The sequence below is a fragment of the Burkholderia sp. Bp8991 genome, assembly GCF_003853795.1.
Classification (GTDB): domain Bacteria; phylum Pseudomonadota; class Gammaproteobacteria; order Burkholderiales; family Burkholderiaceae; genus Burkholderia.
The window spans coordinates 64,305-86,206 of record NZ_QTQJ01000003.1; the positions used below are offsets into that span (position 1 = coordinate 64,305).

The 21,902-nt window shown below is 68.9% G+C and carries 21 protein-coding genes; 8 read left to right on the forward strand and 13 right to left on the reverse strand.

The annotated features are described in order from the left end of the window. Window positions 1-48: 48 nt before the first annotated feature. Together DIE02_RS04050 and DIE02_RS04055 are read right to left on the reverse strand one after the other, a co-directional pair. The gene (locus DIE02_RS04050) at window positions 49-360 is read right to left on the reverse strand and encodes a hypothetical protein (protein ID WP_044843100.1); all 312 of its coding nucleotides are present in this window, start codon (window positions 358-360) and stop codon (window positions 49-51) included. Between the two features lie 298 nt (window positions 361-658). Next, entirely contained in the window at window positions 659-958 is a 300-nt protein-coding gene (locus DIE02_RS04055) for a hypothetical protein (protein ID WP_124484845.1), read from the reverse strand. 141 nt (window positions 959-1,099) lie between these two features. Here DIE02_RS04055 and DIE02_RS04060 point away from each other — a divergent pair, with 141 nt between their 5' ends. The 3 genes from DIE02_RS04060 (at window position 1,100) to DIE02_RS04070 (ending at window position 2,687) form a co-directional block, all read left to right on the forward strand. Then, complete coding sequence (locus tag DIE02_RS04060; protein WP_124484846.1) at window positions 1,100-1,348, forward strand: hypothetical protein; 249 nt, start codon at window positions 1,100-1,102, stop codon at window positions 1,346-1,348. A gap of 343 nt (window positions 1,349-1,691) precedes the next feature. Beyond that, complete coding sequence (locus DIE02_RS04065) at window positions 1,692-2,123, forward strand: CBS domain-containing protein (protein ID WP_044843097.1); 432 nt, start codon at window positions 1,692-1,694, stop codon at window positions 2,121-2,123. A gap of 63 nt (window positions 2,124-2,186) precedes the next feature. Then, on the forward strand, window positions 2,187-2,687 hold the full coding sequence (locus DIE02_RS04070) for a PRC-barrel domain-containing protein (RefSeq protein ID WP_124484847.1): 501 nt from the start codon (window positions 2,187-2,189) through the stop codon (window positions 2,685-2,687). A gap of 34 nt (window positions 2,688-2,721) precedes the next feature. Here DIE02_RS04070 and DIE02_RS04075 read toward each other — a convergent pair whose 3' ends face one another. Both DIE02_RS04075 and DIE02_RS04080 read right to left on the reverse strand, forming a co-directional pair. Further along, window positions 2,722-3,366: a DUF4142 domain-containing protein gene (locus DIE02_RS04075; protein ID WP_124484848.1), complete on the reverse strand. Its 645-nt coding sequence runs from the start codon at window positions 3,364-3,366 to the stop codon at window positions 2,722-2,724. Between the two features lie 378 nt (window positions 3,367-3,744). After that, a complete protein-coding gene (locus DIE02_RS04080; protein WP_124484849.1) occupies window positions 3,745-5,712 on the reverse strand; it encodes an ATP-binding protein in 1,968 nt (655 codons plus the stop codon). A gap of 378 nt (window positions 5,713-6,090) precedes the next feature. Between DIE02_RS04080 and DIE02_RS04085 the strand changes: the two genes are divergently transcribed. Continuing rightward, a complete protein-coding gene (locus DIE02_RS04085) occupies window positions 6,091-7,128 on the forward strand; it encodes a sigma-54-dependent Fis family transcriptional regulator (RefSeq protein WP_124485072.1) in 1,038 nt (345 codons plus the stop codon). A gap of 44 nt (window positions 7,129-7,172) precedes the next feature. Here the strand turns inward: DIE02_RS04085 and DIE02_RS04090 are convergent, their stop codons facing one another. Together DIE02_RS04090 and DIE02_RS04095 are read right to left on the reverse strand one after the other, a co-directional pair. After that, window positions 7,173-8,972, reverse strand: coding sequence for a methyl-accepting chemotaxis protein (locus DIE02_RS04090; RefSeq protein ID WP_124484850.1), 1,800 nt, complete (start codon window positions 8,970-8,972; stop codon window positions 7,173-7,175). Window positions 8,973-9,210: 238 nt separating this feature from the next. Continuing rightward, on the reverse strand, window positions 9,211-9,465 hold the full coding sequence (locus DIE02_RS04095; protein ID WP_124484851.1) for a DUF3562 domain-containing protein: 255 nt from the start codon (window positions 9,463-9,465) through the stop codon (window positions 9,211-9,213). Window positions 9,466-10,079: 614 nt separating this feature from the next. On the opposite strand from DIE02_RS04095, the gene DIE02_RS35410 reads away from it, so the two are divergent. Next, entirely contained in the window at window positions 10,080-10,490 is a 411-nt protein-coding gene (locus tag DIE02_RS35410) for a hypothetical protein (RefSeq protein WP_185500291.1), read from the forward strand. A 532-nt stretch (window positions 10,491-11,022) separates the two neighbouring features. Here the strand turns inward: DIE02_RS35410 and DIE02_RS04100 are convergent. The 5 genes from DIE02_RS04100 to DIE02_RS04125 all read right to left on the reverse strand — a co-directional run bounded on the left by DIE02_RS04100 (window position 11,023) and on the right by DIE02_RS04125 (window position 17,319). Beyond that, complete coding sequence (locus tag DIE02_RS04100; RefSeq protein ID WP_124484852.1) at window positions 11,023-11,958, reverse strand: universal stress protein; 936 nt, start codon at window positions 11,956-11,958, stop codon at window positions 11,023-11,025. Window positions 11,959-12,217: 259 nt separating this feature from the next. Further along, a complete protein-coding gene (locus tag DIE02_RS04105; protein WP_124484853.1) occupies window positions 12,218-13,600 on the reverse strand; it encodes an amino acid permease in 1,383 nt (460 codons plus the stop codon). Window positions 13,601-14,254: 654 nt separating this feature from the next. Beyond that, on the reverse strand, window positions 14,255-15,457 hold the full coding sequence (locus DIE02_RS04115; protein WP_124484854.1) for an MFS transporter: 1,203 nt from the start codon (window positions 15,455-15,457) through the stop codon (window positions 14,255-14,257). Between the two features lie 141 nt (window positions 15,458-15,598). Continuing rightward, a complete protein-coding gene (locus tag DIE02_RS04120; RefSeq protein WP_124484855.1) occupies window positions 15,599-16,624 on the reverse strand; it encodes a DedA family protein/thiosulfate sulfurtransferase GlpE in 1,026 nt (341 codons plus the stop codon). Between the two features lie 188 nt (window positions 16,625-16,812). Further along, window positions 16,813-17,319 (reverse strand): cupin domain-containing protein, encoded by a 507-nt coding sequence (locus DIE02_RS04125; protein ID WP_124484856.1) that lies wholly within the window; start codon window positions 17,317-17,319, stop codon window positions 16,813-16,815. On the opposite strand from DIE02_RS04125, the gene DIE02_RS04130 reads away from it, so the two are divergent. After that, the gene (locus DIE02_RS04130; protein WP_124484857.1) at window positions 17,318-17,533 is read left to right on the forward strand and encodes a hypothetical protein; all 216 of its coding nucleotides are present in this window, start codon (window positions 17,318-17,320) and stop codon (window positions 17,531-17,533) included. The two genes, DIE02_RS04125 and DIE02_RS04130, sit on opposite strands and share 2 nt — an antisense overlap. Window positions 17,534-17,668: 135 nt before the next feature. On the opposite strand, the gene DIE02_RS04135 is transcribed toward DIE02_RS04130, so the two are convergent. Then, window positions 17,669-18,139, reverse strand: a complete 471-nt coding sequence (locus tag DIE02_RS04135) for a universal stress protein (RefSeq protein WP_124484858.1) — start codon at window positions 18,137-18,139, stop codon at window positions 17,669-17,671. A 390-nt stretch (window positions 18,140-18,529) separates the two neighbouring features. Between DIE02_RS04135 and DIE02_RS04140 the strand changes: the two genes are divergently transcribed. Further along, the gene (locus DIE02_RS04140; RefSeq protein WP_124484859.1) at window positions 18,530-20,572 is read left to right on the forward strand and encodes a PAS domain S-box protein; all 2,043 of its coding nucleotides are present in this window, start codon (window positions 18,530-18,532) and stop codon (window positions 20,570-20,572) included. Further along, window positions 20,569-21,216, forward strand: coding sequence for a response regulator transcription factor (locus DIE02_RS04145; RefSeq protein ID WP_124484860.1), 648 nt, complete (start codon window positions 20,569-20,571; stop codon window positions 21,214-21,216). Before DIE02_RS04140 ends, DIE02_RS04145 begins: the two co-directional genes overlap by 4 nt. 69 nt (window positions 21,217-21,285) lie before the next feature. On the opposite strand, the gene DIE02_RS04150 is transcribed toward DIE02_RS04145, so the two are convergent. After that, window positions 21,286-21,690, reverse strand: coding sequence for a lysozyme inhibitor LprI family protein (locus DIE02_RS04150; protein WP_124484861.1), 405 nt, complete (start codon window positions 21,688-21,690; stop codon window positions 21,286-21,288). Between the last annotated feature and the right edge of the window lie 212 nt (window positions 21,691-21,902).

Genomic DNA, 21,902 nt, shown 5'->3' on the forward strand with positions numbered 1-21,902 from the left:
GCGGGCACTTTGCCGTATTCCGGCATGAACCGGCGCTGGGTTGCGGAATCAGAAACGCTCGACGTGATAGTCGCCGGCGAGCGCGGCCGGGCTGCGCTTCGCCATCATGCGCGAGAAGCCGTCCGCGAGACGCCCGAGCGCGAGCTGCTTCTGGCTCGCGTCCCAGTGCGTGTAGGTGTCGTAGGCGGTGTCGTCGAACGACACGGTGACGGCGACCGGGCGCCCGCTCGCGCGAAAGCCGATATGCAGCACGCCGCCCGGCAACTCCTCGATGTGGTAACGCAACGAACGCGACTCGAAATAGCGGCCCAGCACCTGGGCGATCGCGCGCTTGTCGGGCGATTGCACGTGAATGTCCATGATGGTCCTCCTTTCTGTGATCGCGCGGCCGGCCGCGGTTCGCTGCCCTCGCCCGGCATCCGCATCGGCGGCGGCTGCGACGGCGGATCGCCTTGCGGCAGGCCCGGGAGCACGGGCGGATCGAACGGATCGTCGTGCTCGGGCAGCGCCGGATCGGGATCGAAGTCGGGCGTCGGCTCCGGACGGTGCAGCATGGATCGTGTACTCATGTCGCTCCTGCGCGGCGGCTCGCGCGTGTCGATGGGTGCGGCGAGCGCGCGCAAGCGGCGTGCCTGCCCGGTGGGCAGCCGCGCACCGGTCATGCATCGTAGGCCGCCATCACCAGCCACAGCGTGCGCCCTTCGGCGGCGAGGCGCGCCGCGAGTGCGAATCGATCGGACGGCGCGCGTCGCGCGGCGAGCGCCCGCCGTGCGCTTTCCGGCCCCGCGTAGACGGTAGGGTTCAGCTCGCGAACCTCGTCCTTCCCGTCGAACATGCGCCGCTCGGGCCGGTGGATCCGCGATTCGCGCTTCCATGTGTCGAAACACTCGCGCACCTGACTGAAATCGCCGCCGCACACGTTCGCGTCGTAACGTATTCTTTCCCTGGGTTCATTCATCACGATGTCCTCTCGTCCACGCCGGCGGCGGGCCGGCCACGTCTCAGCCCGCCCGGCCGGCTCGACGGCTGCAAGCGTCATGCCGCCCGCGCTGCGCGGGTACGGTGCTTGCACCCCTCGTACCCATAAGGAGGTTCGATCATGACCGCATCCGCCCCCGGTAGCCTAGACGCCGTGTCACCGGCTGCCAGCCCGCTCTCCCTGGCCACGTCGCGCAAGCCGTCTGACGACAAGACGGAAGAGCGCATCGACGAAGGGCTCGAGGAGACGTTCCCGGCCAGCGATCCGCCCGCCGTCGGCGGTGCGACCCGCATCGACCCCGCCAGGCCGTCCGGCGAACGCGAACGTCGCGCGCCCGACGCCCCGCCACCGCCCCGCGATCACGGCTGACGGCGGCACCCCGGCCCGCGATGCGCGGCAGCGTAGCGTCGCCCGGCCGGCCCAACCGGAGTGAAGTGATGAAACGCATTGAACGTGCATGGCACGAAGTCAGCGGCGCCGCAGGCGTCGCGGCGCTCGCCGCGATCGAGAGTGCGCTGGTCCTCGCAATCGTCGTGATGACGGGCGTCGGCCACTGAGCGTCGCTCGCGGCCCGGCCGCGGCTGCCGCCGTGGAAGATGTACAAGCCGGCTGGCAAATTTCTCCGTGGCCCGGCCGCCCAGGCCCGGCCTGTGCCGATTGAAGGCGGCACGCGTTCTGCTTCCATGTCGTCTCGTTCACGAAGGAGGCGTTCATGTATCGCGTCAATGAAATCATGTCGCGCGACGTGGTCTGCGTCGCGCCGACCGACACGATTCGCCATGCGGCCGAATTGATGCAGCGCTTCGACATCGGCGTGCTGCCGGTCTGCGATGACACCGGGCTCGTCGCGATCGTGACGGACCGCGACCTCGCAGTGCGAGCGCTGTCGCACGGGCATTCGTCCGATACCCCGGTGAAGGTGGTCGCATCCGCGCCGGTGCAGTGGTGCGTGGAAGATGACGGCGTCGGCGACGTCCAGCAGCGGATGGCCGACGTGCAGTTGCACCGGATGCCGGTGCTCGACGCCAATCACCAGATCGTCGGCATCGTGTCGCTGGGCGACATCGCGACACGCGCGGGCGGCCCGGCGCGCGACGAGCTGGCGAACACGCTCGAGGACGTGTCCCTGCCGCGCCGCCGCTGACCGCGGCACCTCACCCGGCCCGCGCGCCGTGTGCGCCGCGCCGCTTCGACCAGGAGAACAGCGATGACAACGGACAGACCGTCGCGCACGCAGGCGCGCATCGTCGGCGACCGCGGCCGTTCGGCCGGCGGGCCGGGGCCGGACGTGATGGCCGCCAGCACGCTGGAAGACGATCGCGTGCTGACGCTGGACGGCGACGACATCGGCAAGATCACGAACATCATGCTCGATATCCGCTCGGGCCGGATCGCGTATGCGGTCGTGTCGTCGGGCGGGTTGCTCGGGATCGGCGACAAGCTGCTCGCGGTGCCGTGGAACGTGCTGACGCTCGACGCCGGGCGCCGCTGCTTCGTGCTGCCCGTTTCGACCGAGCGCGTGCGCGACGCGCCCGGCTTCGAGAAAGACCGCTGGCCGACGATGGCCGATCCCGCCTGGGCCGAGGGGCTGCACGCGTACTACGGCGCATCGCCGTACTGGCTGATCGAGGAAGGCGAAACGGTACTCGATGCGCCGCCCTTCGAGGCGTCGCCGGAGGGCCCGGAAAGCGACACGCGGCCGCACTGACGGACGCGCCGGGGCGCGCGGATCGCCGTGCGGATCAGTGCGCGGCCGCGATCGCACGCTCGAGTGCGCGCGCGGCGCTCAGGTGCGCCTTCAGCGTCGGCAGCGCATTGACCGCGAACGCGCGAAGCTGCGGGTCGTGGCCGTCGCGCGCCTCGGCTGAGTAGAGCCGGATCGCCGCGTCGTGCGCGTTCGTTCCCGCCAGCTCGATGTACCCCTTGTCGAACGCATGGCCACTCTTGCTTCGCAACGCATTCACCGCCGGATCGACCAGCATCCGCGTCTGCACGGGCAAGCCCTTTTGCGCGCCGAGCCGGCGCAATTCCGCGGTCATGCGAACGTGATCGTCGATCATCCGGCGCGCGAAGGCCTTCACGCGCGGATTCGACGACCGGTCGAGCGCGAGTTGGCTCGCCTGCAGCTCCGTCTTGCCGACGATGCCCGCCTTGTCGATGAATTCGGCGTCGATGCCGCTCGGCCGCCGCGTCATGTCCGCCTCGTCGGCGGTCGGGCCGGGACTGACGACGCCCGGCGCGACCTGAACGGACGATGCCGGCGGCGCCTGCGCATGCGCCGGCGCGAACGCCGGCACGCGCAATACCGCGAGCGCACCCGATCCCAGCAGGCACACGATGGCGGCAACCGCGGTGGCTCGGCGGAGATTCCTGTCGCTCGTTTTCATCCGGACCTCCGTATCGGTCGACGGATCGGCCCTGCCGAACGCGGCAACCGGCCCGTCATGCGGGACGATGCGCAGACGCGGGAAATCGGTCAACGCGCCTTTGCTCCATGCACCCTCGACACGCTCGATCCACAATGCGCCGGTCGCCAGCGTGTGCTCAGCGAACGTCGTGTCACGTGACCTCCCGCGGATCCGCAGCCTATCGCACACACCGCGCGCGCACCGTCGATGTCTTGCACGACCCGAATCGCCGTCGCGCGTCGCCGCTCGTCGGGTACGCCGCCCGTCGACTCGGCCTGCCGCCGGGAGCCGATGCGCCGGGCAAGGTTCGATCCCTTCATCGTGCCGCCTGGCGCGGGATGCGGAGGCCGCCGCGCGTCAGCGATGCCGCTCGGCGCTCGACACGTCGACGATGACGCTGGCCAGCGTCGGCATGTCGACCGGCTTGCACAGATACGCGTCGAAGCCGGCGGCCATCACGCGGTTCCGGTCCGCCGCACCCGCATGCGCGGTCACCGCGACGACGGGCAGGCGCCCGCTGCCGTTCGGCAAATGGCGGATGTGGTCGAGCAGCCAGAAGCCGTCGCCGTCCGGCATCGCGAGATCCGACAGCACGACGCTCGGGTGCTGCCGCGCGACCACGTCGAGCGCGTCGCGCCCCGATTGCGCGGTCGACACCTGCGCACCGAGCGTTTCGAGCGCCGCCGCGAGGCTCGCGCGCGACGTCGCATCGTCATCGACCACCAGCACGCGCCGGCCGTCGAGCGCGACCGCCGTCGACGCACCGCTCGGCCGTAACGGCTGGCCGTTCGGCATGTCGGCGCCCCAGTCCACCGGCAGCATCACGGTCACGGTCGTGCCGCACCCGGCGCCATCGCTCGCAGCCGTCACCTCGCCGCCGTGGAGCCGTGCGATGTTGCGCACGATCGACAGGCCGAGTCCGAGCCCACGCTTGGGCGAGGCCGACGCGCCTTCCGGCCGGTTGAACGTATCGAACAGATGCGGCAGGCGTTCCGCCGAAATGCCTTGGCCGGTATCGGCGACCGACAGCCGCACGCGCGCGCCGGCCCGGGTCAGGGACACCTTGATGCTGCCGCCCGGCGGCGTGAACTTGATCGCGTTCGACAGCAGGTTCGACAGCATCTGGCGCACCCGCTCGCCGTCCGCGGAGATCACGCAGTTGGACATCTCGCACGCGATCGACAGTTCGAGACCGTTCGCCTCCGCCGTCGCGCCGAGTTCGCGCACCGCCTCCCGCACGACGCGCACGAGATCGACGGGCGCGCGCTCGAGCCGCATCCGCCCCGTTGCGAGCGACGAGGCGTCGAGCAGGTCGCCGACCATCCGCGACAGCGAGCGTGCACTGCGGTCGATCGCATCGATCGCCTGGTGAGCGAAGCTCTGGCCGTCGGCGCTGCGCATCACCTCGACCCAGCCGTAGATCACGTTCAGCGGCGTGCGCAGTTCATGCGATACGGTGGCGAGCAGTTCATCCTTCAGCCGGTTCGACTCGTCGGCCTGCACGCGCGCGTCGCGCGCACCGCGTAACGAACGCAGGTTGCGCCGCTCGCTTCGGCGGCGTTCGCGCGCTTCGCGCAGCGTCATCGACATGCCGGTGCAGTTGCCTTGCGCGTCGACGATCGGCGCCGCCACGAAGGTCGCGCGAAAGCGGCCGCCGTCGTGGCGCAGGCACAGAATGTCGAGCGGGCCTGCAGGCGGGCGCGCGTTCGCGAACGTCGTGGGAACCGGATGCAACCGCAGCCAGCGCGGCGCGATCAGCGTCGTGACGTCGTGGCCGATCACCGCCGCGGCATCGATGCCGAACAGGCGCCGCGCGGCCGGGTTCCAGCTCGTGATCCGCCGGACCGCATCGACGCCGACGATCGCGTCGGGCGACGCATCGACCACGCGGCGCAGCAGGATGTCGTCGAGCGAGCGCGCCGCGGGTGCCGGTTCGCGACGCGGCATGCGTGCGTCGTTTTCCTCCGCATCCTCGGCCCCGTGCAGCCGATCGTTTGCGAGCAGCGGCTTGACGACCATCACGAGCACGCATTCGACGAAACCGATCGCGACGAAGGCGCCGGCCTGCGCGAGCAGCGCGGGCAGCGTCACCTCGCGCCAGCCCAACGCGCCGATCACGACCGCGCTCGCGGCGATCGCGGCCAGGCCGCCGCCGAACGACGTCAGCCAGGCCGCAGCCGCAACACCGGCGTAGAAAGGCAGCTGTGCAAACGGTGCATGTACGCCGACGACGTGCATCGCCCACGCCTGCAGCGCGGACGCCACCCCGACGGCCAGCACGACCCATGCGCCCTGCCGGAACAGTTCACGGGTAAGGATCCTCATCGTGTCCCTGCATCGCCCCGGCGACCGTCGCTCGACGGCTCCCGCCTCGGCGGCCGGCATGTGCCGTCGAGCGCTCGGGGGCGAGCCCAAGGGCCGGCGCAACGCGCGTACCCGCGGCACGGCCGCGCGGCGGCTTCGCGGCGCGGCGCGCTGCGCGTGCCGCCGCGCCGCGTCGCTCGGCCGCCCTGCCGCATTTGCGCGGAACGCGGGCGCTGCCGACTTGCGATTTTTCATCGGTCGGCTGCAAAAAAGCATCGACACGCGGTGTCGGCTGCCGCCTGTCGGCATCGTGCCCCCGTGATCGCGTATTTCTTCGATCCCCGCACCGGACATTGTAAATTTCTAAATCGCGGCACCTTCCGTGCGGTTTCGCTGTCGATGATAGATATTGCAATGAAGGGAACGTGCGGTGCCGATTTTCAAAACGGGCCGCCGACGCTTATGGCTGAATCCGCAAACCGTCCGAAGCAAGGCGCCGACGCGCGCCGGCTGTCCGGCCGCTCCGCGGCGATGCGCACGCTGCTCGGCCGTATCGAGAAAATCGCTCCGACCCGCGCCAGCGTGATGATTGCCGGCGAAAGCGGGGTCGGCAAGGATATCGTCGCGCGCCGGCTGCACGACCTCAGCGGGCGACGCGACGGGCCGTTCGTGCCCGTCAACTGCGGCGCGATTCCGGCGGACATCGCCGAAGCGCAATTGTTCGGTCACGAAAAAGGCAGCTTCACCGGCGCGATCGCGCAACGGGAGGGGTTTTTCGAAGCCGCGTGCGGCGGCACGCTGCTGCTCGACGAGATCGCGGAGATGCCCGCGGCGCTGCAGGTGAAGCTGCTGCGGGCGCTCGAATCGAACACGATCATTCGGGTCGGCGGCACCGATTCGATTCCGCTCGACGTGCGCATCCTGTCGGCGACCCGCCACAATCCGGCCGATGCCGTGCGCGACGGCCGGCTGCGCGAGGACCTGTTCTACCGTCTCGCCGCGTTCGCGCTGTATGTGCCGCCGCTGCGCCAGCGCAGCGGCGACGTCGAGGCGATCGCGCATGAGTTCGTCGATGCGCTCAACGCGCGGCACCGCTCGCACAAGCGGCTGACCGACGCGGCGATCGCCGCGCTGCGCGCCTATTCGTGGCCGGGCAACGTGCGCGAGCTGCACAACACGATCGAGCGCGCGTACATCCTCGCGGACGACGGCATCGACGTCGCGTTGCCGAGGCCGGCAGCGCCGCCCGACCACACGTCGGACGACGCGATGGCGCTGCCACTCGGCGCGACGCTGCACCATGCGCAGCAACGTTTCATCGCGGCGACGCTGCAGCACTTCGACGGCAACAAGCCGCAAGCCGCGAAAGCGCTCGGCATCAGCCTGAAGACGCTCTACAACCGGCTCGCGCTGATGCGCGACGACGGCCGCCCCTGAGCGCCGCCGCGCGCCGCGGCGCGCCCTGCGTCAACCGGCGCAGGTCATGCGACCTTGAACTGCCCGACCGTCGTCGCGAGCGCGTTCGCCTGCGTCTGCAGCGCGGTCGCGGCCGCGGTCGACTGTTCGACGAGTGCCGCGTTCTGCTGCACCATTTCGTCGAGCTGGGTGACCGCGCGGTTCACTTCCTGGATGCCGCGCGTCTGCTCGTTCGCCGCGTGCGTGATCTCGGAGATGATCGTCGTCACGTTGGCGACGTTCGACACGATCTCGCGCATCGTCTCGCCGGCCTGGCGCACCTGCCCCGACCCGGCCGACACGCTCGCCACCGTCGATTCGACCAGCACCTTCACCTCGCGCGCGGCCTGCGCGCTGCGTTGCGCGAGACTGCGCACTTCCTGCGCGACGACCGCGAAACCGCGGCCCTGCTCGCCGGCACGCGCCGCTTCGACGGCCGCGTTCAGCGCGAGGATGTTGGTCTGGAACGCGATCCCGTCGATCACGCCGATGATGTCGCCGATCCGGCCCGACGCTTCCTCGATCTTCTCCATCGTCGACACGACGTCCGATACGACCACGCCGCCGTGCGACGCGATCCGCGACGCCGCGGCCGCGCGTTCATCGGCCTGGCCGGCAGCGGCCGCCGACTGGCCGACCGTCGCGGTGATTTCTTCCATCGACGCGGCCGTTTCCTCGAGGCTCGCCGCCGCCGATTCGGTGCGCGACGACAGGTCCTGGTTGCCCGCGGCGATTTCGTTCGCGGCCGTGCGCACCGATTCGCTCGCGTCGCGGATCTGTCGCATCACGTCGTTCAGCTTGTCGACGAAGCTGTTGAACGAGCGCGCGATATCGGCCACCTCGTCGCGGCCGTCGGCCGGCAGGCGCTGCGTCAGGTCGCCCGTGCCCGAGCCGATCGACGCCATCGCCTGACGCACCTGAGACAGGCGGCGGAACGCGGTCGTCGTGATCGCGCCGACGATCAGCGACGCGACGCCGACGATCACCACCAGCGTGATCAGCGACGCGGTCAGCAGCGAGCGCATCCCGGCCGTCGCTTCCGATTTGTCGAGCAGGACCAGCGCGTACCAGTCGGTGCCCGGCACGGCTTGCGCGCGCACCAGCTTCGCGTCGCCGCCGACGTGCACTTCGACCGGCGCGCTCGACGCCGCCAGCGTCGCGGCGCCGATGCCGCCGAGGTCGGGCGACACGTCGGCGACCGGCTTCAGCGTGAGCTTCGCGTCAGGATGCGCGACGACGTGGCCGCTGCTGTCGATCAACATCCCGAAACTCGCGGGCGTCGGGTGGATCGACTTCACGTTCGCGATCACGCTGTCCATCGCGACGTCGGCGGCGACGACGCCCTTCAGCGCACCGTCGCGCAGGATCGGCACCGCGAACGTGACGACCAGGTTGCCGGTGCCCGCATCGACGTACGGCGGCGTGACGACCGGCTTGCCGGCCTGGGCGGCCTGCTTGTACCACGGACGGCCGGTCGGGTCGTAGTCGGGCGGGATGCCGGTCGGGTCGGAGAAATGGAACACCTTGTCGGCATAGCCCGCGTAGACGTTCGTGAAGCCGCCCGCCGCGGCCATCTGCTTGAACACCGGCAGCGGATCGGGCGACAGCGCGGCGTCCTGCAACGACGCGATCATCCGGCTTTTCGTCGCGACCCAGTCGCCGATGCCGACCACGTGGCCGCTCGCGACGGAGGTCAGGTTGCGGTCTATCGCGTCGTTGTTGTACGCGCGTGCGATGAAGTAATTGATCAGCGTGGTGGCGACGAGCGCGAACACGACGATGGCGACGCACGCGGCAAGGATGCGGGTGCGGATGGACGAGAACATGGCAACGACTCGGTAAGGGAGCGCGAACGCCCGGTGGACGAATTCACCGGGTAAACGGCATCCGCGCCGCTTACTTGAGGCCGTTGTGTCGATTCGGTCAAATATATGAAGAAAGGCGCGACCGGCAGGCAGGCGCGTTGTCGGTATGCAGGCGTGCAGCGGTGCCGGAGGCGCGCGCGGCGCTCAGGGGCCTTCCGCTGTCATGAGGCACCGCGGCGCCGGTCGCGCCGATCGTCCCTTACAGACGGCGGCCGGTACGCGTATCCGGCTCGTCGCGCGGCGTACTGGCCGGCGTGTCGCGCTCGAGTTCGTCCTGCCTGCGCATCCGTTCGCGCAGGTGGCGGATCGCGAACACGTGGATGTAATCGTGCACGCGGGCATCGGACGACAACGCTCGCACTTCATCGTCGAGCATCGTGCGCAACTGATCGGCGCCGATCGCGCGCTCTGCGGCGACGGCCTTCAAGGCATCAAGCAAATTGTCCTGTGACATCGACGGGCTCCTGACGGTCGAGGAACGAAAGGAAAACATGACGCTATCGGAAGATTAAAGGCTGGACAGCCGCCCGGCGTACGATGCGCCGAAGCGTGGTTGCGCGCGATCAACGGCACCTTGCGTGCCGCCGCGCCGATCCGTCGCCGGACCGGCTCGCGCGCAGGATTCGCGGCGCCCAGGGCCCGCGAACGACTGGAAGGATTGCCACGCCACCCCGAGGTGCGGCACCGCGCGATCGCTCGGACGATGAACCGTCGCGCGATGCCGATGCAGTGTGGGACCTTAGACCCGCGAAAGTCCTGCGTCAAGCGACGCGCGACGGCCGCGATTCGTCTGTTCGAATGCACCGGATCGGGGCGCCGCACATCGGGGGCGCCGCACATCGCGCCTGCCCGCCTGCCCGCCTCGCGCCGCAGCGGCCGCTCGCCGGTCCGACGTGTCAGCGGATTCCGATACCTCGCACGCAACGTCTGACAGCGACTTCAGCACGCACCGATTGGCAGCGCGGTCTCCGCGGCGGATACTGATGTCATGAACGATGCGTTCATACCCGGTCATCGCTCAGCCGGCCCTCGAGCCGGCACGCGGGGTCGGGCGCAGGGAGACCCATCATGATTCATCGCAACTTCCCGGCGCGGGACGGACAGCGGCGCACGCGCATGCTGGCCGCGACCGCCGTGCCGGCAGCAATCCGGCCGCCCGAAGATCTCGACGCGTTGCTCGCACTCGCGCGCGAATCGGGCTTGCTCATCACGCTCGACGGGCAGATCGGCCGCGAAAAGTACCAGAGCGTCGCGGGATCGGTGCTCGCGCTGCAGCGGTTCGCCGCGGCTCTCCGCGCGCGGGCCGGTGCCGGCGCAACGGTCGTCGTGAGGCCGCGCCGCAAGACGCGCCCCGGCTGGCCGCGGCTGCGCGATCGCACGCCGGGCGGACGAGGCCGACTGCATGGCGTGCGTCGCGGTGCACGCGTATGCCGCGACGCGCACCGCCCGCGCGACCTGCGAGCGCCTCGCTCCGCGTAAAGGCCTGGACGCGGGGCCTGAACGCAGCGCCTTTACGCAGCCGACGCCGCACGCGGCCGCGTGAAGGCCGCGGCACCGCGCCGGGCACGCAGCGCATGCCGCGATCCAGACCGACTCCGCGATCGCGCGATCGCGTGGCATCACGCGCCGTTCCACACGGCGACATCGACGAAAACAATACCTGCGAGGAAAAGAGTCAGCACGGGGCCAGGAAAGCGGACGGGGTGCAATGCACCCCGTCCGTTATCCAAGGCAGCCGCCGGCTGCCTACCCTCGTGCCAGAGAGTTCGTGATCGGCCGATGCGCGATGCGCTGCGCGGCACGGCTCCGGAAATCGGCTGAATCGCAACGGCGTCGGACAGGCGCCGGTTCGCGCGGTTCCGGACCGACGTGTCGAATCGCGGCGTCGGGCACGGACGACGGACCATCCGCCGCATGCACACGCACGTCGTGTGACTATCTCATGCAAAATGCGCGACGTTTCTGATGCAGGTCAATGAAAGCCCGCTTCGCATTCGTCGCAGCGCAATCCTCACGCGGCCTCGCGCACGAGCAGCACCGGCACCTGAGCGAGATGCGCGACCCGGCGCGCCACGCTGCCGATCAGCCAGGCCGCGATGCCGCGCCGGCCGTGCGTGCCGACCACCAGCAGTTCAGCATGCCAGTGCACCGCGTCGCGCATCAGCGCATGGGCGACGTCGTCGCTGGTCGGACGGGTCTCGACGATGCCGCGCTTGGTCGGATTCCCCATTGCATGGAACAGCGGCCCGATGCGCGCCAGCGCATCCTCGCCCTCCGCGCGATACGCATCTTCGAGCGCGCGCACCGGCACGAGATCCGTCAGACGAACCGCGCGATCGACGACATAGAGCGCGTACAGCAGCGTCGTGGGCACCGCGAAGCCGAGCCCGACGCGCACCGCGTGCAGCGACGGCTCGCTGCCGTCAACGGCGAACATCAGGCGCTGCAGCGGCCCGTCCGACGGCCGCGCATAGTCGGCGGGCACGATCAGCAGCGCGCAGCGTGCGCGCGCGGCCAGCGTGTCGGACACCGCCCCCTCGACGAGCCGCAGCAGCCCATGGTGCGGATTGGCGCCGACCACGAGCACGTCGGCGTGCCATGCCGCCGTGTCGTTCGCGAGTGCATCGGCCACCGTGCCGCCCGTGAGCGACGTATCGATGATCATCCGCTCGATCCCCACGCCGCTGCCGGCGAACAGTGCCGCGATGCGTTCGAGCGTCGCCTGCGCTTCACGCGTCATCTCCTCGCGCGCGGAGGTCAGCAGCGCGTCGACGCGCGGGATGTCCGGCAGCACGAGACGCGGATTGTCGATCGCGCAGACGATGCGCACCTGCATGCCGGGACGCAGCAGCGTGCGAGTGTAGCGCGCGGCGGACAGCGACTCCGGCGTCAGATCGACGGCCAGCGAGATCCGCGCGAGCGGCGGGATGGTCGGGGTGGACTGCATGGCGAAGGCCTCCTTGCGGACGCGTCGTCGCGAACGACGACCGGAGCTTCGCGCGGGCAGCGGCGAACGACGAACGGCGGACGGACGGCCGACGCGGTCGCGCGGATCGGCGGACGGCCATGCGAAGCGCGGACAAGCGATTCAGACAGCATATGTCGTCCGGCCCGCACGTGCATGATCGCGATCAATACCCGTGCGGGCCGCGATGCGCCGCGCACGCCTGTGCGGCGCGCGGCGCGGCGACTTTCGGCCGCTTGGCTTACGACTTCGTCGACGCGGGCGCGCTCGCCCGGTTCGCATGGAACACCGCGTATGCGATGCCGAGCAGCACGATCCAGACCGGGCCGATCACGAGCGCGACGCGCGTATCCGGCGAGAACGCCATCAGCACGACGACCAGCGCGAGAAACCCGAGTGCGACGAACGAGCCGAGCGGATAGAACGGCACGCGGATCGGCAGGCGCGCGATCCTGTCGGCCGACAGCGTGCGGCGAAAGCGCACCTGCGCGATCAGGATCACGCACCACGTCCAGATCGCACCGAACGTCGACACCGACGTCAGCCACGTGAACACGTGCTGCGGCGCGAGATAGTTGAGCAGCACGCCGATCAGCAGCAGCGCGACCGACACGGCTACGCCGTACACCGGCACGCCGTTGCGATTCACGCGGCCGAGCATGGCCGGCGCCTGGCCCTGCTGCGCGAGGTTGTAGAGCATCCGCGCCGTGCTGAACAGGCCGCTGTTGCACGACGACAGCGCCGCGGTCAACACGACGAAGTTGATGATGCCGGCGGCGGCCGGGATCCCGAGCCGCGAGAACGTCATCACGAACGGGCTGCCCTGCGTGCCGATCTGGTCCCACGGATAGAGCGACATGATCACGAACAGCGCGCCGATGTAGAAGATCAGCACGCGCCAGAACACCGAGTTCACCGCCTTCGTCAGCGACTTCTCCGGATTGCGCGCCTCGCCGGCCGTGAGGCCGAGCATCTCGACGCCGAGATACGCGAACATCACGATCGGCAGCGCGCCGATCACGCCGTCGATGCCGTTCGGCATGAAGCCGCCGTGGGCCCACAGGTTCGAGATGCCCGTCGCGACGCCGCCGTTACCGATGCCGAACGCGATCATGAGGCCGCCGCCGACGATCATCAGCACGATCGTGACGATCTTGATCAGCGCGAACCAGAACTCGAATTCGCCGTACAGCTTGACCGCGATGAAGTTCACCGCGCCCATCGCCGTGAGCGCCGCGAGCGCCCAGATCCAGTTCGGCACGCCGGGGAACCACATGTGCATGTAGACGCCCACCGCGGTGATTTCCGCCATGCAGGTGACGATCCACACGAACCAGTAGGTCCAGCCGGTCAGGTAGCCCGCGAGCGGGCCGAGGTAGTCGCGCGCATAGCGGCTGAAGGCGCCGGCGACCGGATTGGTGATCGCCATTTCACCGAGCGCGCGCATGATCAGGAAAATCGCGATGCCGCCCAGCAGGTAGGTCAGCAGGATGGCCGGGCCGGCCGTGCGGATCGCGGCGGCCGAGCCGAGGAACAGGCCGACGCCGATCGTCGCGCCGAGCGCCATCAGGTTGATGTGCCGCTCTTCCAGCCCGCGGTGCAGCTGGTCTTCTGGTTGTTTCAAGTCCGTCTCCTGGCAGCCGCGAACGGGCCGCCGTCATTGTCGATGTCAATGCGCGACCGTTCATGCCGATACCGGCAAACCGAAAACGAAAAATCCCCGCCGCCGTTTTCCGGATGAAAAACGCTGCGGATACTGCGTCACTCCGATTGGAATTACCGTTGATTATCGGTATTTTCCGGAACAATCCGGAAAAACGGATCTGGCCTTTCACGGAATACGCCCGTGCGGCCCGCGCGACACGGCTGTGCGCGTGGCGGGCGGCAATGGGATCAATCGCTTTCGGCGCGAACGAACGCGCGTCGAATGTGCGCAATCAAGCGCACGCAATATGCAGGCGGGATTATAAGAATAATCGGATGTTTCGCGCCAGCCGATTTTCCCGGAAACGGGAAGCGTGAGATCGGAGGCGAAATCGGCACGTGCGCGGCATCCCGCGCACGATTTACTTCGATAACGGCCGGACTGTCGACCCTGTCGATACCCGTCAGGCTCGATCCGGTCGATGCAGCGAGATTACGATCGCCCCGCATCCGGGTTCGAGCGCCTGCCCCGCCCCGGTCACGATCACGTCCGGGAATGCAGCGACTTCATCTCGCACCACGCCGAACACCGGTTTCGCGTCGCCAGCGCCGTATTCCTTGCGGTACCGCCGCGTCAGTCCGAAACGCGCGCAGTCGCTCGCGGCCGGCCGGCGCCAACGGCAATGACCGCGCCACCGAGTATTGCCATGCCGATCGAGGTCAGCGTCACGACGAGCGCAACGCGCCCGTGACCGGAGAAGAGCCCCACAAGCAGCCCGGCAAGCGGCTGCGTCGCGTTATTCAGCAGGACGATGACGCCCGTCGTCTTGCCATAGTCCCGAGGGGGAATGATGGCCTGCCGGGCGCTGCGTATGTACACGTTGAACATCTTGTCGAAACCGATGACCAAAAGGAAACCGGCGACGTACATCGCAATCGAGCCGGCCATGCCCATCGCGAGACCGCCAGCCGCGATCGCGACGAATGCGACGATGCCGAGCCGCTCGCGCTCTACCTCGATACGCGCGACGAACAGCAGGATCGCGACTGTCGCGACGGCACCCGTGACCTGCAGTCCGGCATAGAAACCGCCGGACTGCCGAAACGCACCGGTGACCATCGCAGCCGACGTCGCAAGTGTCGTCCCGATCACGAGGTTTTCCGCCGCTGCGAGCAGGATCAGCCGCAACAGCCCCGGCAGCGTGACGACATGCTTCAGCGCCACACCGAACGGTGCATACCACGGCCCCACCGAGCGTTCCGGAGGCGCAACGCGTGCCGTGCTGGTCCGTTGCCAGACGAATGCCAGCAAATCCGCCGAGACAAACAGCAGCGCCGCGGAAGCGACAGCCCACTCCCAGTCGCGATACCCAAGCAGCGCCGCCGCGACGATCGGTCCAAGCACGACGCCCAGCTGATCGGCGAGCTGCGTATAGGACAACACTTTTTCGAAGCGCTGCTGCGGAAAGATCTGCGGCAGCAACACCTCACGAGCGACGAGACCTTGGCTCGTGAGTGCGCCGCATACGGCGGACAATGCGATCAGCCATCCGATTCCGCTCCAGGCGACATAGCCGGCGATGCCGATCACGCAAGCGACGGCCCGGCTGGTCTGGCTCGCTCGCAGCACGCGGATCGGTGACACACGGTCGCTCAGTGCGCCACAGACCGGAAAGGCGATGAATCGCGGGAACGCCTCGACGAAAAAGGCGAGCCCGGACCACGTCGCTTTCCGTGTGACCTGAAAGACGACGAGCGGCACCAGAAAGAGCAGCATCTGGTCTGCGAGCCGCGACAAAAAGAAAGAACCCAGAAAGGCCGGCTGATCGACGCGCATCCCGCGTATGCCCCTGCAGATTTATTCCACCTTCACGACGTGTTGGCAAAGGGACTGATCCGCTTGGGCTGTTCGGGACCACACACGAATTGGGTGCACGCTTCGGACACTTTCCGTCATGAACGGAATCCCGCGCACGACTCACTTCGACAACGTCGCGCGCACCGTATATTCGCCTGCGAGCGCCGCATGTTCCGGCCGCACGAAATACCTCGATGAATCGAGATCGGCCGGCAGCGGCTCGACCGGATAGCCGTGCTTCTCCCACGCGTCGAGGCCGCCCTTCAGCGCCTTGATGTTGTGCAGCATCTTCTTGCGCTGCATCTTCGCGATCAGGCGCTTCGCGGTCGCCTCGTTCGGGCACACGCAATACACGACGATCGGCCGCTTCAGCAGCTCCGGATCCAGCAGGTCCGGCGAATCGAGATCGACCGGCACCGCACCGGCAATCCGGTACGGCTCGCGTTCGCGAATCGCGCGCGGCCGCGCATCGAAGATCAGCGGCGGCTCGTTCGACGTCATCATCTCGACGAGTTGCGGCGGGGAGATGCGCACTTGCGCGAGGTAGCGGCGGAACTGCACGCGGCGCACCCAGCGGTACAGCAGGAACGTGATGAAGATCGCGAGGAACGCGTCGAGGATCGTGCCGCCGCTCGCGCGCACCCACAGCACGAACTGGACGATCTGGTCGTGCACGGCCGCGCCGCCGACGAGCCAGAACGCGGCCCACAGCGACGCGCCGGCCAGATCCCAGAACAGGAACACGCCGACGCCGATCGCGGTCGTGCCGAGCAGCGGCGCCGACACGAGGCCGAGGCCAGGGAGGAATTTGGAGAGGACGAGCAGCGGCGCGCCGTATCTTTCAAATACATTACGCGCGAAGCGCAGCGTCGTGTCGAGCGACAGCGAGAATCGCACGAGCCCGTTCAGCAAGCGCCGGCCGCGCGTGCGGCCCATGAAGAACCACAGCGAATCGGCGAGCATCGCCGCGCCGATCGCCGCCACGAACATGCTCGCCCAGGACGCCTGCCCCATCGCCGCCATCGTACCGCCGAGGATCAGCATCGGCACGGCCGGCACCGGCACGCCGAGCTGCGTGATCAGTACGCTCGCGAACACGGCCCACGGGCCGAGCGACGAGGGAATCGCGATGGGAAAGTGCCACACGGCGGCGCTCCTGGAAGACATGCGGACCGTGCGACGGGGGCGGCCGTCGATACGGCAAGCAGCGATCGCCGCGGCACGTCCGCGGCCGATCCTGCACCACCGTGCATTCTAAACGGGTTTGGCCGCGGCCGCGCGGAACGGCTGCCGTCGAAGGCGGTTCGGGGCGGCCGGCATGGCCGCCGGCGCGCTCACGCGTCGGAGCGCTGCGCGAGCCCCGCGACGTATTCCGCATACTCGGGGAATGCGGCGGCCAGCGCCGTCGCGTCCGCGAGTTCGAATTCCGCAAACTCGAACCCCGGCGCGACCGTGCAGCCGACGAGCGCGACGTGCTCCGGCGACGCGCAGCGCGCGCCGAACCAGCGCCCGGCCGGCACGACCGCCTGGAATACGGTGCCCGGGTGCGTGAGCGGGTTGCCGAGCCGGTGGATCGTCAGGCCGTCGCGCTCGTCGAGCACCCATACTTCGAGCGGATCGCCCGCGTAGAAATGCCAGACCTCGTCGGAACGGATCCGGTGCCACGACGAATACGCGCCGTCGCACAACAGGTAGTAGATCGCGGTCGACGCCGCACGCGACGCGCCGTCGGCCGCACGCACGACCGTATCGGCCGCGCGGTAGGTTTCGCGGAAATAGCCGCCCTCGGGGTGCGGTTGCAGATCGAACTGTTGAATCAGGTCGGCGGCGGAGATCGGCATGGCGGATGACGTCGATGAAGGAGTGAACCGGACACGCAACGCGCGGCCCATCCGATCGATGATGCGATTGACCGGCGTCGCGTGCTGCTGCGTCGATCGCCGCGGCCATGCACGCGGCGACCGGGTCGCGCGCGCAACGCGGCGCGCGACGATGAAGCGAACGCCGGTCGATGCTGCCAGAGGTGCAGGCCACGATGCAACCGGCGCGACGTGACACCGCCGTTGCGGCGCAGCGTATGCGCGGCATGGCGATCGATGCAACGGACGAACCATCGAACCCACATCACGCCGGCGCCCGCGCGGCAGCCCCTGCCCGCCGCCGCTCACGCGTCGGTGCCGTACCGCCCCGTCACGCGGTCGCCGCCGCGGCCGGCTCGTCGTGCCGCACAAGCAGCACGGGCCGGTCGGCCGCGCGCAGCAGCGATTCCGCGACACTGCCGAGCAGCAGTCGGCGCAGGCCGTGGCGCCCGCTCGTCCCCATCACGATCAGATCCGCGCCGACCTCGGCCGCCGTGCGCATCAGCACTGCGGCAACATCCTCGCCGTACGCGTCGATCGCGCGTACGGTGCCCGCCACTTGCCGCTGCGCGAGCGCCGCTTTCGCGTCGTCGAGCACGGGCGTCGCCGCAGCGGTTGCCGCCGCGTCGCCATCGCGTTCGGCCGCAAATCCCGCATCGACGTCGACAAGCTGCGGCCGGTGCTCGACGACATACGCGCACGTGACCTCGCCGCCGGATGCCGCCGCGATCCGGATTGCCTCGTTCAGCGCGAGACGCGCACTCGGGCTGCCATCGAGCCCGACGAAAATCCGCTTGTACATGGTCCACCCTCCGACCGGGCACCCGTCGCGCATCGCGCATACGGCGTCCCCGTCACCGCAAGCCGGCCCGATGCCGGCTCGCCTGCCGAACAGTCTGCCCCACGTGCCGACGCGCCCGTTGACGCGCGTCAAATGCGGCCGGGACGCCCGCTACACCGCCCGGCTATCTCATTTTTAGCTGACCCTATTACAAAAAACGCGTAAAACGCGCACAATTTCATCTTGAAAATAGACGTCGCACGCGGCCGGTGCGAGTTTTTCCCGGTTTTTCCCGGTTTTGCCGCGCTGCCCGCGTGCCACGGGCGGCCCCGACACCAGAATGGCCATCGAATGACCACCGCCAGTGGAACCCCGTCGCGTGACGCCCGAGGGCCCGCGCGTTTCCAGATCATGTTACGCCAGCCGCTCGCGGCTGGCGTCGTTACGCTGTTCGCCGGCGCGGCGCTGTCGCTCGGCGTCGCGCTGCTCGTGCGCGAGCAGTGGCAAGGCGCCGTCCATACGCGCTTCGAACGCCGCACGACGCACGTGACGGCGATGCTGCGCCACGAGCTGCAAGGCAGCGTCGCCGTGCTCGAAAGCGCGCGCGGCGCATTCGCGCTTGCGCCGCAGATCACCCCCGAGCAATGGCGCCGGTATGCCGACACGCTCGATCTCGACAGCGGGCGTTCGCCGATCCGGCAGCTCGGCTATGCGCCGCTGTCGACCGCGGCGCGCAGCGCCCTCGCCGGCCACGCGCCGATACCAGCCGGCCCGCTCGCGGTGGCCACGCTCGTTGCGCCGGCATCGAGCTCGGCCGGCGTGCGCTTCGGCGCGCCGGACCAGGCTCCGCTGGCGCACGCGCTGCGGACCGGCGATATCGCGCTCGGCATCCATCCGGCCGACAACGATACGTCCCGCGATGCGCGCACCCTCACGCTGTTCGTCCCCGCGACGGCTTCGTCGCGCACGGCCGTCGCCCATGACGCCGGCGCCGACGGCGTGCTGTTCGCGGAAGTGAGCCCGAATCGCCTGGTCGAGCGCGCGCTCGACGCGGAACGCGGGCTCGACCTGCGGATGAGCGCGGGCGACGATCCTCACCCGATCGCGAGCGCCGAGACCACGACCGACGAAGCCTCCGCGTCACCCGACCTGATGCGGCGCACCGACCAGCTGAATTTCGGCGGAACCGTGCTGAAGCTCGCCTATTCCGCGGACGGCCGCCCGAGCGCGACCGGCGCGCAGCGCGCGGCCGGCACGGTGCTCGCCGCGGGGCTGATTGCGTCGTTCGCGTTCGCGGCGCTCGTCCATGCGCTGCTGCGCGGCCGCGCCGGCCACGCCGATACGGGCGCCAGCAGCCGCGGCATCCTGAACGAGGCGCGGATGATGGGCATCATCCGTTCGTCGATGGAAGCGATCATCACGATCGACGAGAAGCAGACGGTGGTGATCTTCAACCCGATGGCCGAACAGGTCTTCGGCGTGTCGGCGATGGAGGCGATCGGCGCGCCGCTGTCGCGCTTCATCCCCGAGCGGTTTCGTGCCGCGCATGCGAAGCACGTCGACCAGTTCGGCGTGACGGGCGTGTCCGAGCGGCAGATGGGCCGCCAGCGCGTGCTGTTCGGGCTGCGCGGCAACGGCGAGGAGTTCCCGATCGAGGCGTCGATCTCGCAGATCCGCGATGCGTCGGGCAAGCTCTATACGGTGATGCTGCGCGACATCACCGAGCGGCAGCGCGCCGAGAATGCGCTGAAGCAGTCGCGCCAGGAGCTGCGCGAACTCTCGGCGAACCTGCAGAACGTGCGCGAGGAGGAAAAAACCCGCATCGCGCGCGAACTGCACGACGACCTCGGCCAGCAACTCACCGCGCTGAAGATGGACCTGTCGGTCATCGAGCAGCAACTGCGCACGCCAGAGCATGCGCAACCCGAAGTCGGCGTGCTGTCGCACCTGCAGGGCATGCGCCGGCTGATCGACGCGACCGTCGCGTCGGTGCGGCGCATCGCGGCCGACCTGCGCCCCGTGATGCTCGACGATCTCGGCCTCGTGCCGGCGATCGAGTGGCTCGCGAACGACTTCACGAACCGCTACGGCATCGACGTCGAGCGCCACATCGAAACGGGCGGCCTCACGTTCACCAGCGCGGGGGCGACCACGCTGTTCCGGATCGTCCAGGAAGCGCTGACGAACGTCGCGCGCCATGCGGACGCGACGCGCGTCGCGCTGCGCCTCGACATCGAGGAAGGCTTCTGCGTGCTGCGCGTCGCGGACAACGGCCGCGGCGCGGCACCGGTCGGCACCGCCCACGAGGACAAATCGTTCGGCCTGATCGGCATTCGCGAACGCGCACACATGCTGGGCGGCAGCGTGACGATCGACACCGCGCTCGCGCGCGGCTTCTCGATCACCGTCGCATTCCCGCTCGGTTCCGTTCAACAGGAAACCACCCTCACATGATCAAGGTGCTCATCGCCGACGACCATACGCTCGTGCGCGACGGTCTGCGGCACATCCTCCAGAACGCCACCGGATTCGAAGTGGCCGGCGAAGCATGCGACGGAGCGTCGACGATCGCGCTCATTCGGTCGACGCCTGCGCAGGTGCTGGTGCTCGACCTGTCGATGCCGGGCCGCAACGGCGTCGAACTGATCAAGCAGATCAAGGACGAGAAGCCCGCGCTGCGCGTGCTCGTGCTGACCATGCACGCGGAACAGCAATACGCGGTGCGTGCGTTCCGCGCCGGTGCGTCGGGCTATCTGACCAAGGAAAGCGCGAGCGCCGAACTGGTCGGCGCGGTGACCAAGGTGGCGTCGGGCGGCGTCTACGTGAGCCTCGCGATGGCCGAACAGTTCGCGCAGAGCCTGAACGAGCCGGCCGAGACGCTGCCGCACCAGCGGCTGTCCGATCGCGAGTTCGACGTGTTCCGCCGCATCGCCGCCGGGCAGACGCTGACCGAGATCGCACAGGCGCTGTGCGTCAGCGCAAAGACGGTCAGCACCTACAAGACCCGGATCCTGGAAAAGATGCAGATGCCGCACGAAGCGGCGCTGGTCCGCTACGCGCTGCGGCACAAGCTGCTCGACGAAACGGACGACGTCTAGGCGAACGGGCCGGCGAACCATGCCGGCCGAGTGATGTGCGCTAGAAGCTGGCCGGACGTCGCGCAGCCGTTACTTCGCCGGCACCGGGCACGCGAGATCGCCTTCCTCGCAGGACAGATAGCCCTTCAGCGTCTCGGTGCGGGTCTTGGTCAGATCGTCGAGGCACGTCGACACGACCATCGGATAGGCGCTGCCGCCTTCGGCATTCGCGCTGGAGAAGTTGCATTCGGCATCGCGGTAGGCGATCCACGCGCGCTGCGCGTTCACGAGTTTCTCTGCGAGCGGCTTCGCATCGCGCAGGCGCGCGGTGACAGCCTGGTAGGTGCGGTTCAGCTCCGCGTCGGATTTCTTGTACGCGCGATCGGCACATGCCGTCATCGCCGCCTGATCCGTCGCGTCCGCACAATTCGCCTGTGCGTGGGCAAGGTTCGCCGTCAGCGCCAGCGCGCACAGCAGACCGGTCAAGACACGCATGGATGCTCCTGTTTGTTTTCGTTGAAGTCGTGGAACGTGATGCAGGGCTTGCCGCCGCGCCTCGGCGCGCGGCGTCGCAGGCCGGCCGGCGCTACCCCATTCGCCGCGGCTGCGGCTACGGTAGCGTGGCGATGCCGACCGGGATGCTAGCGCACGCGCGGCGGATTGTCAGCCGGCGCCACGCTTGGCCGCGCACGCAAAAAAGCCCGCGC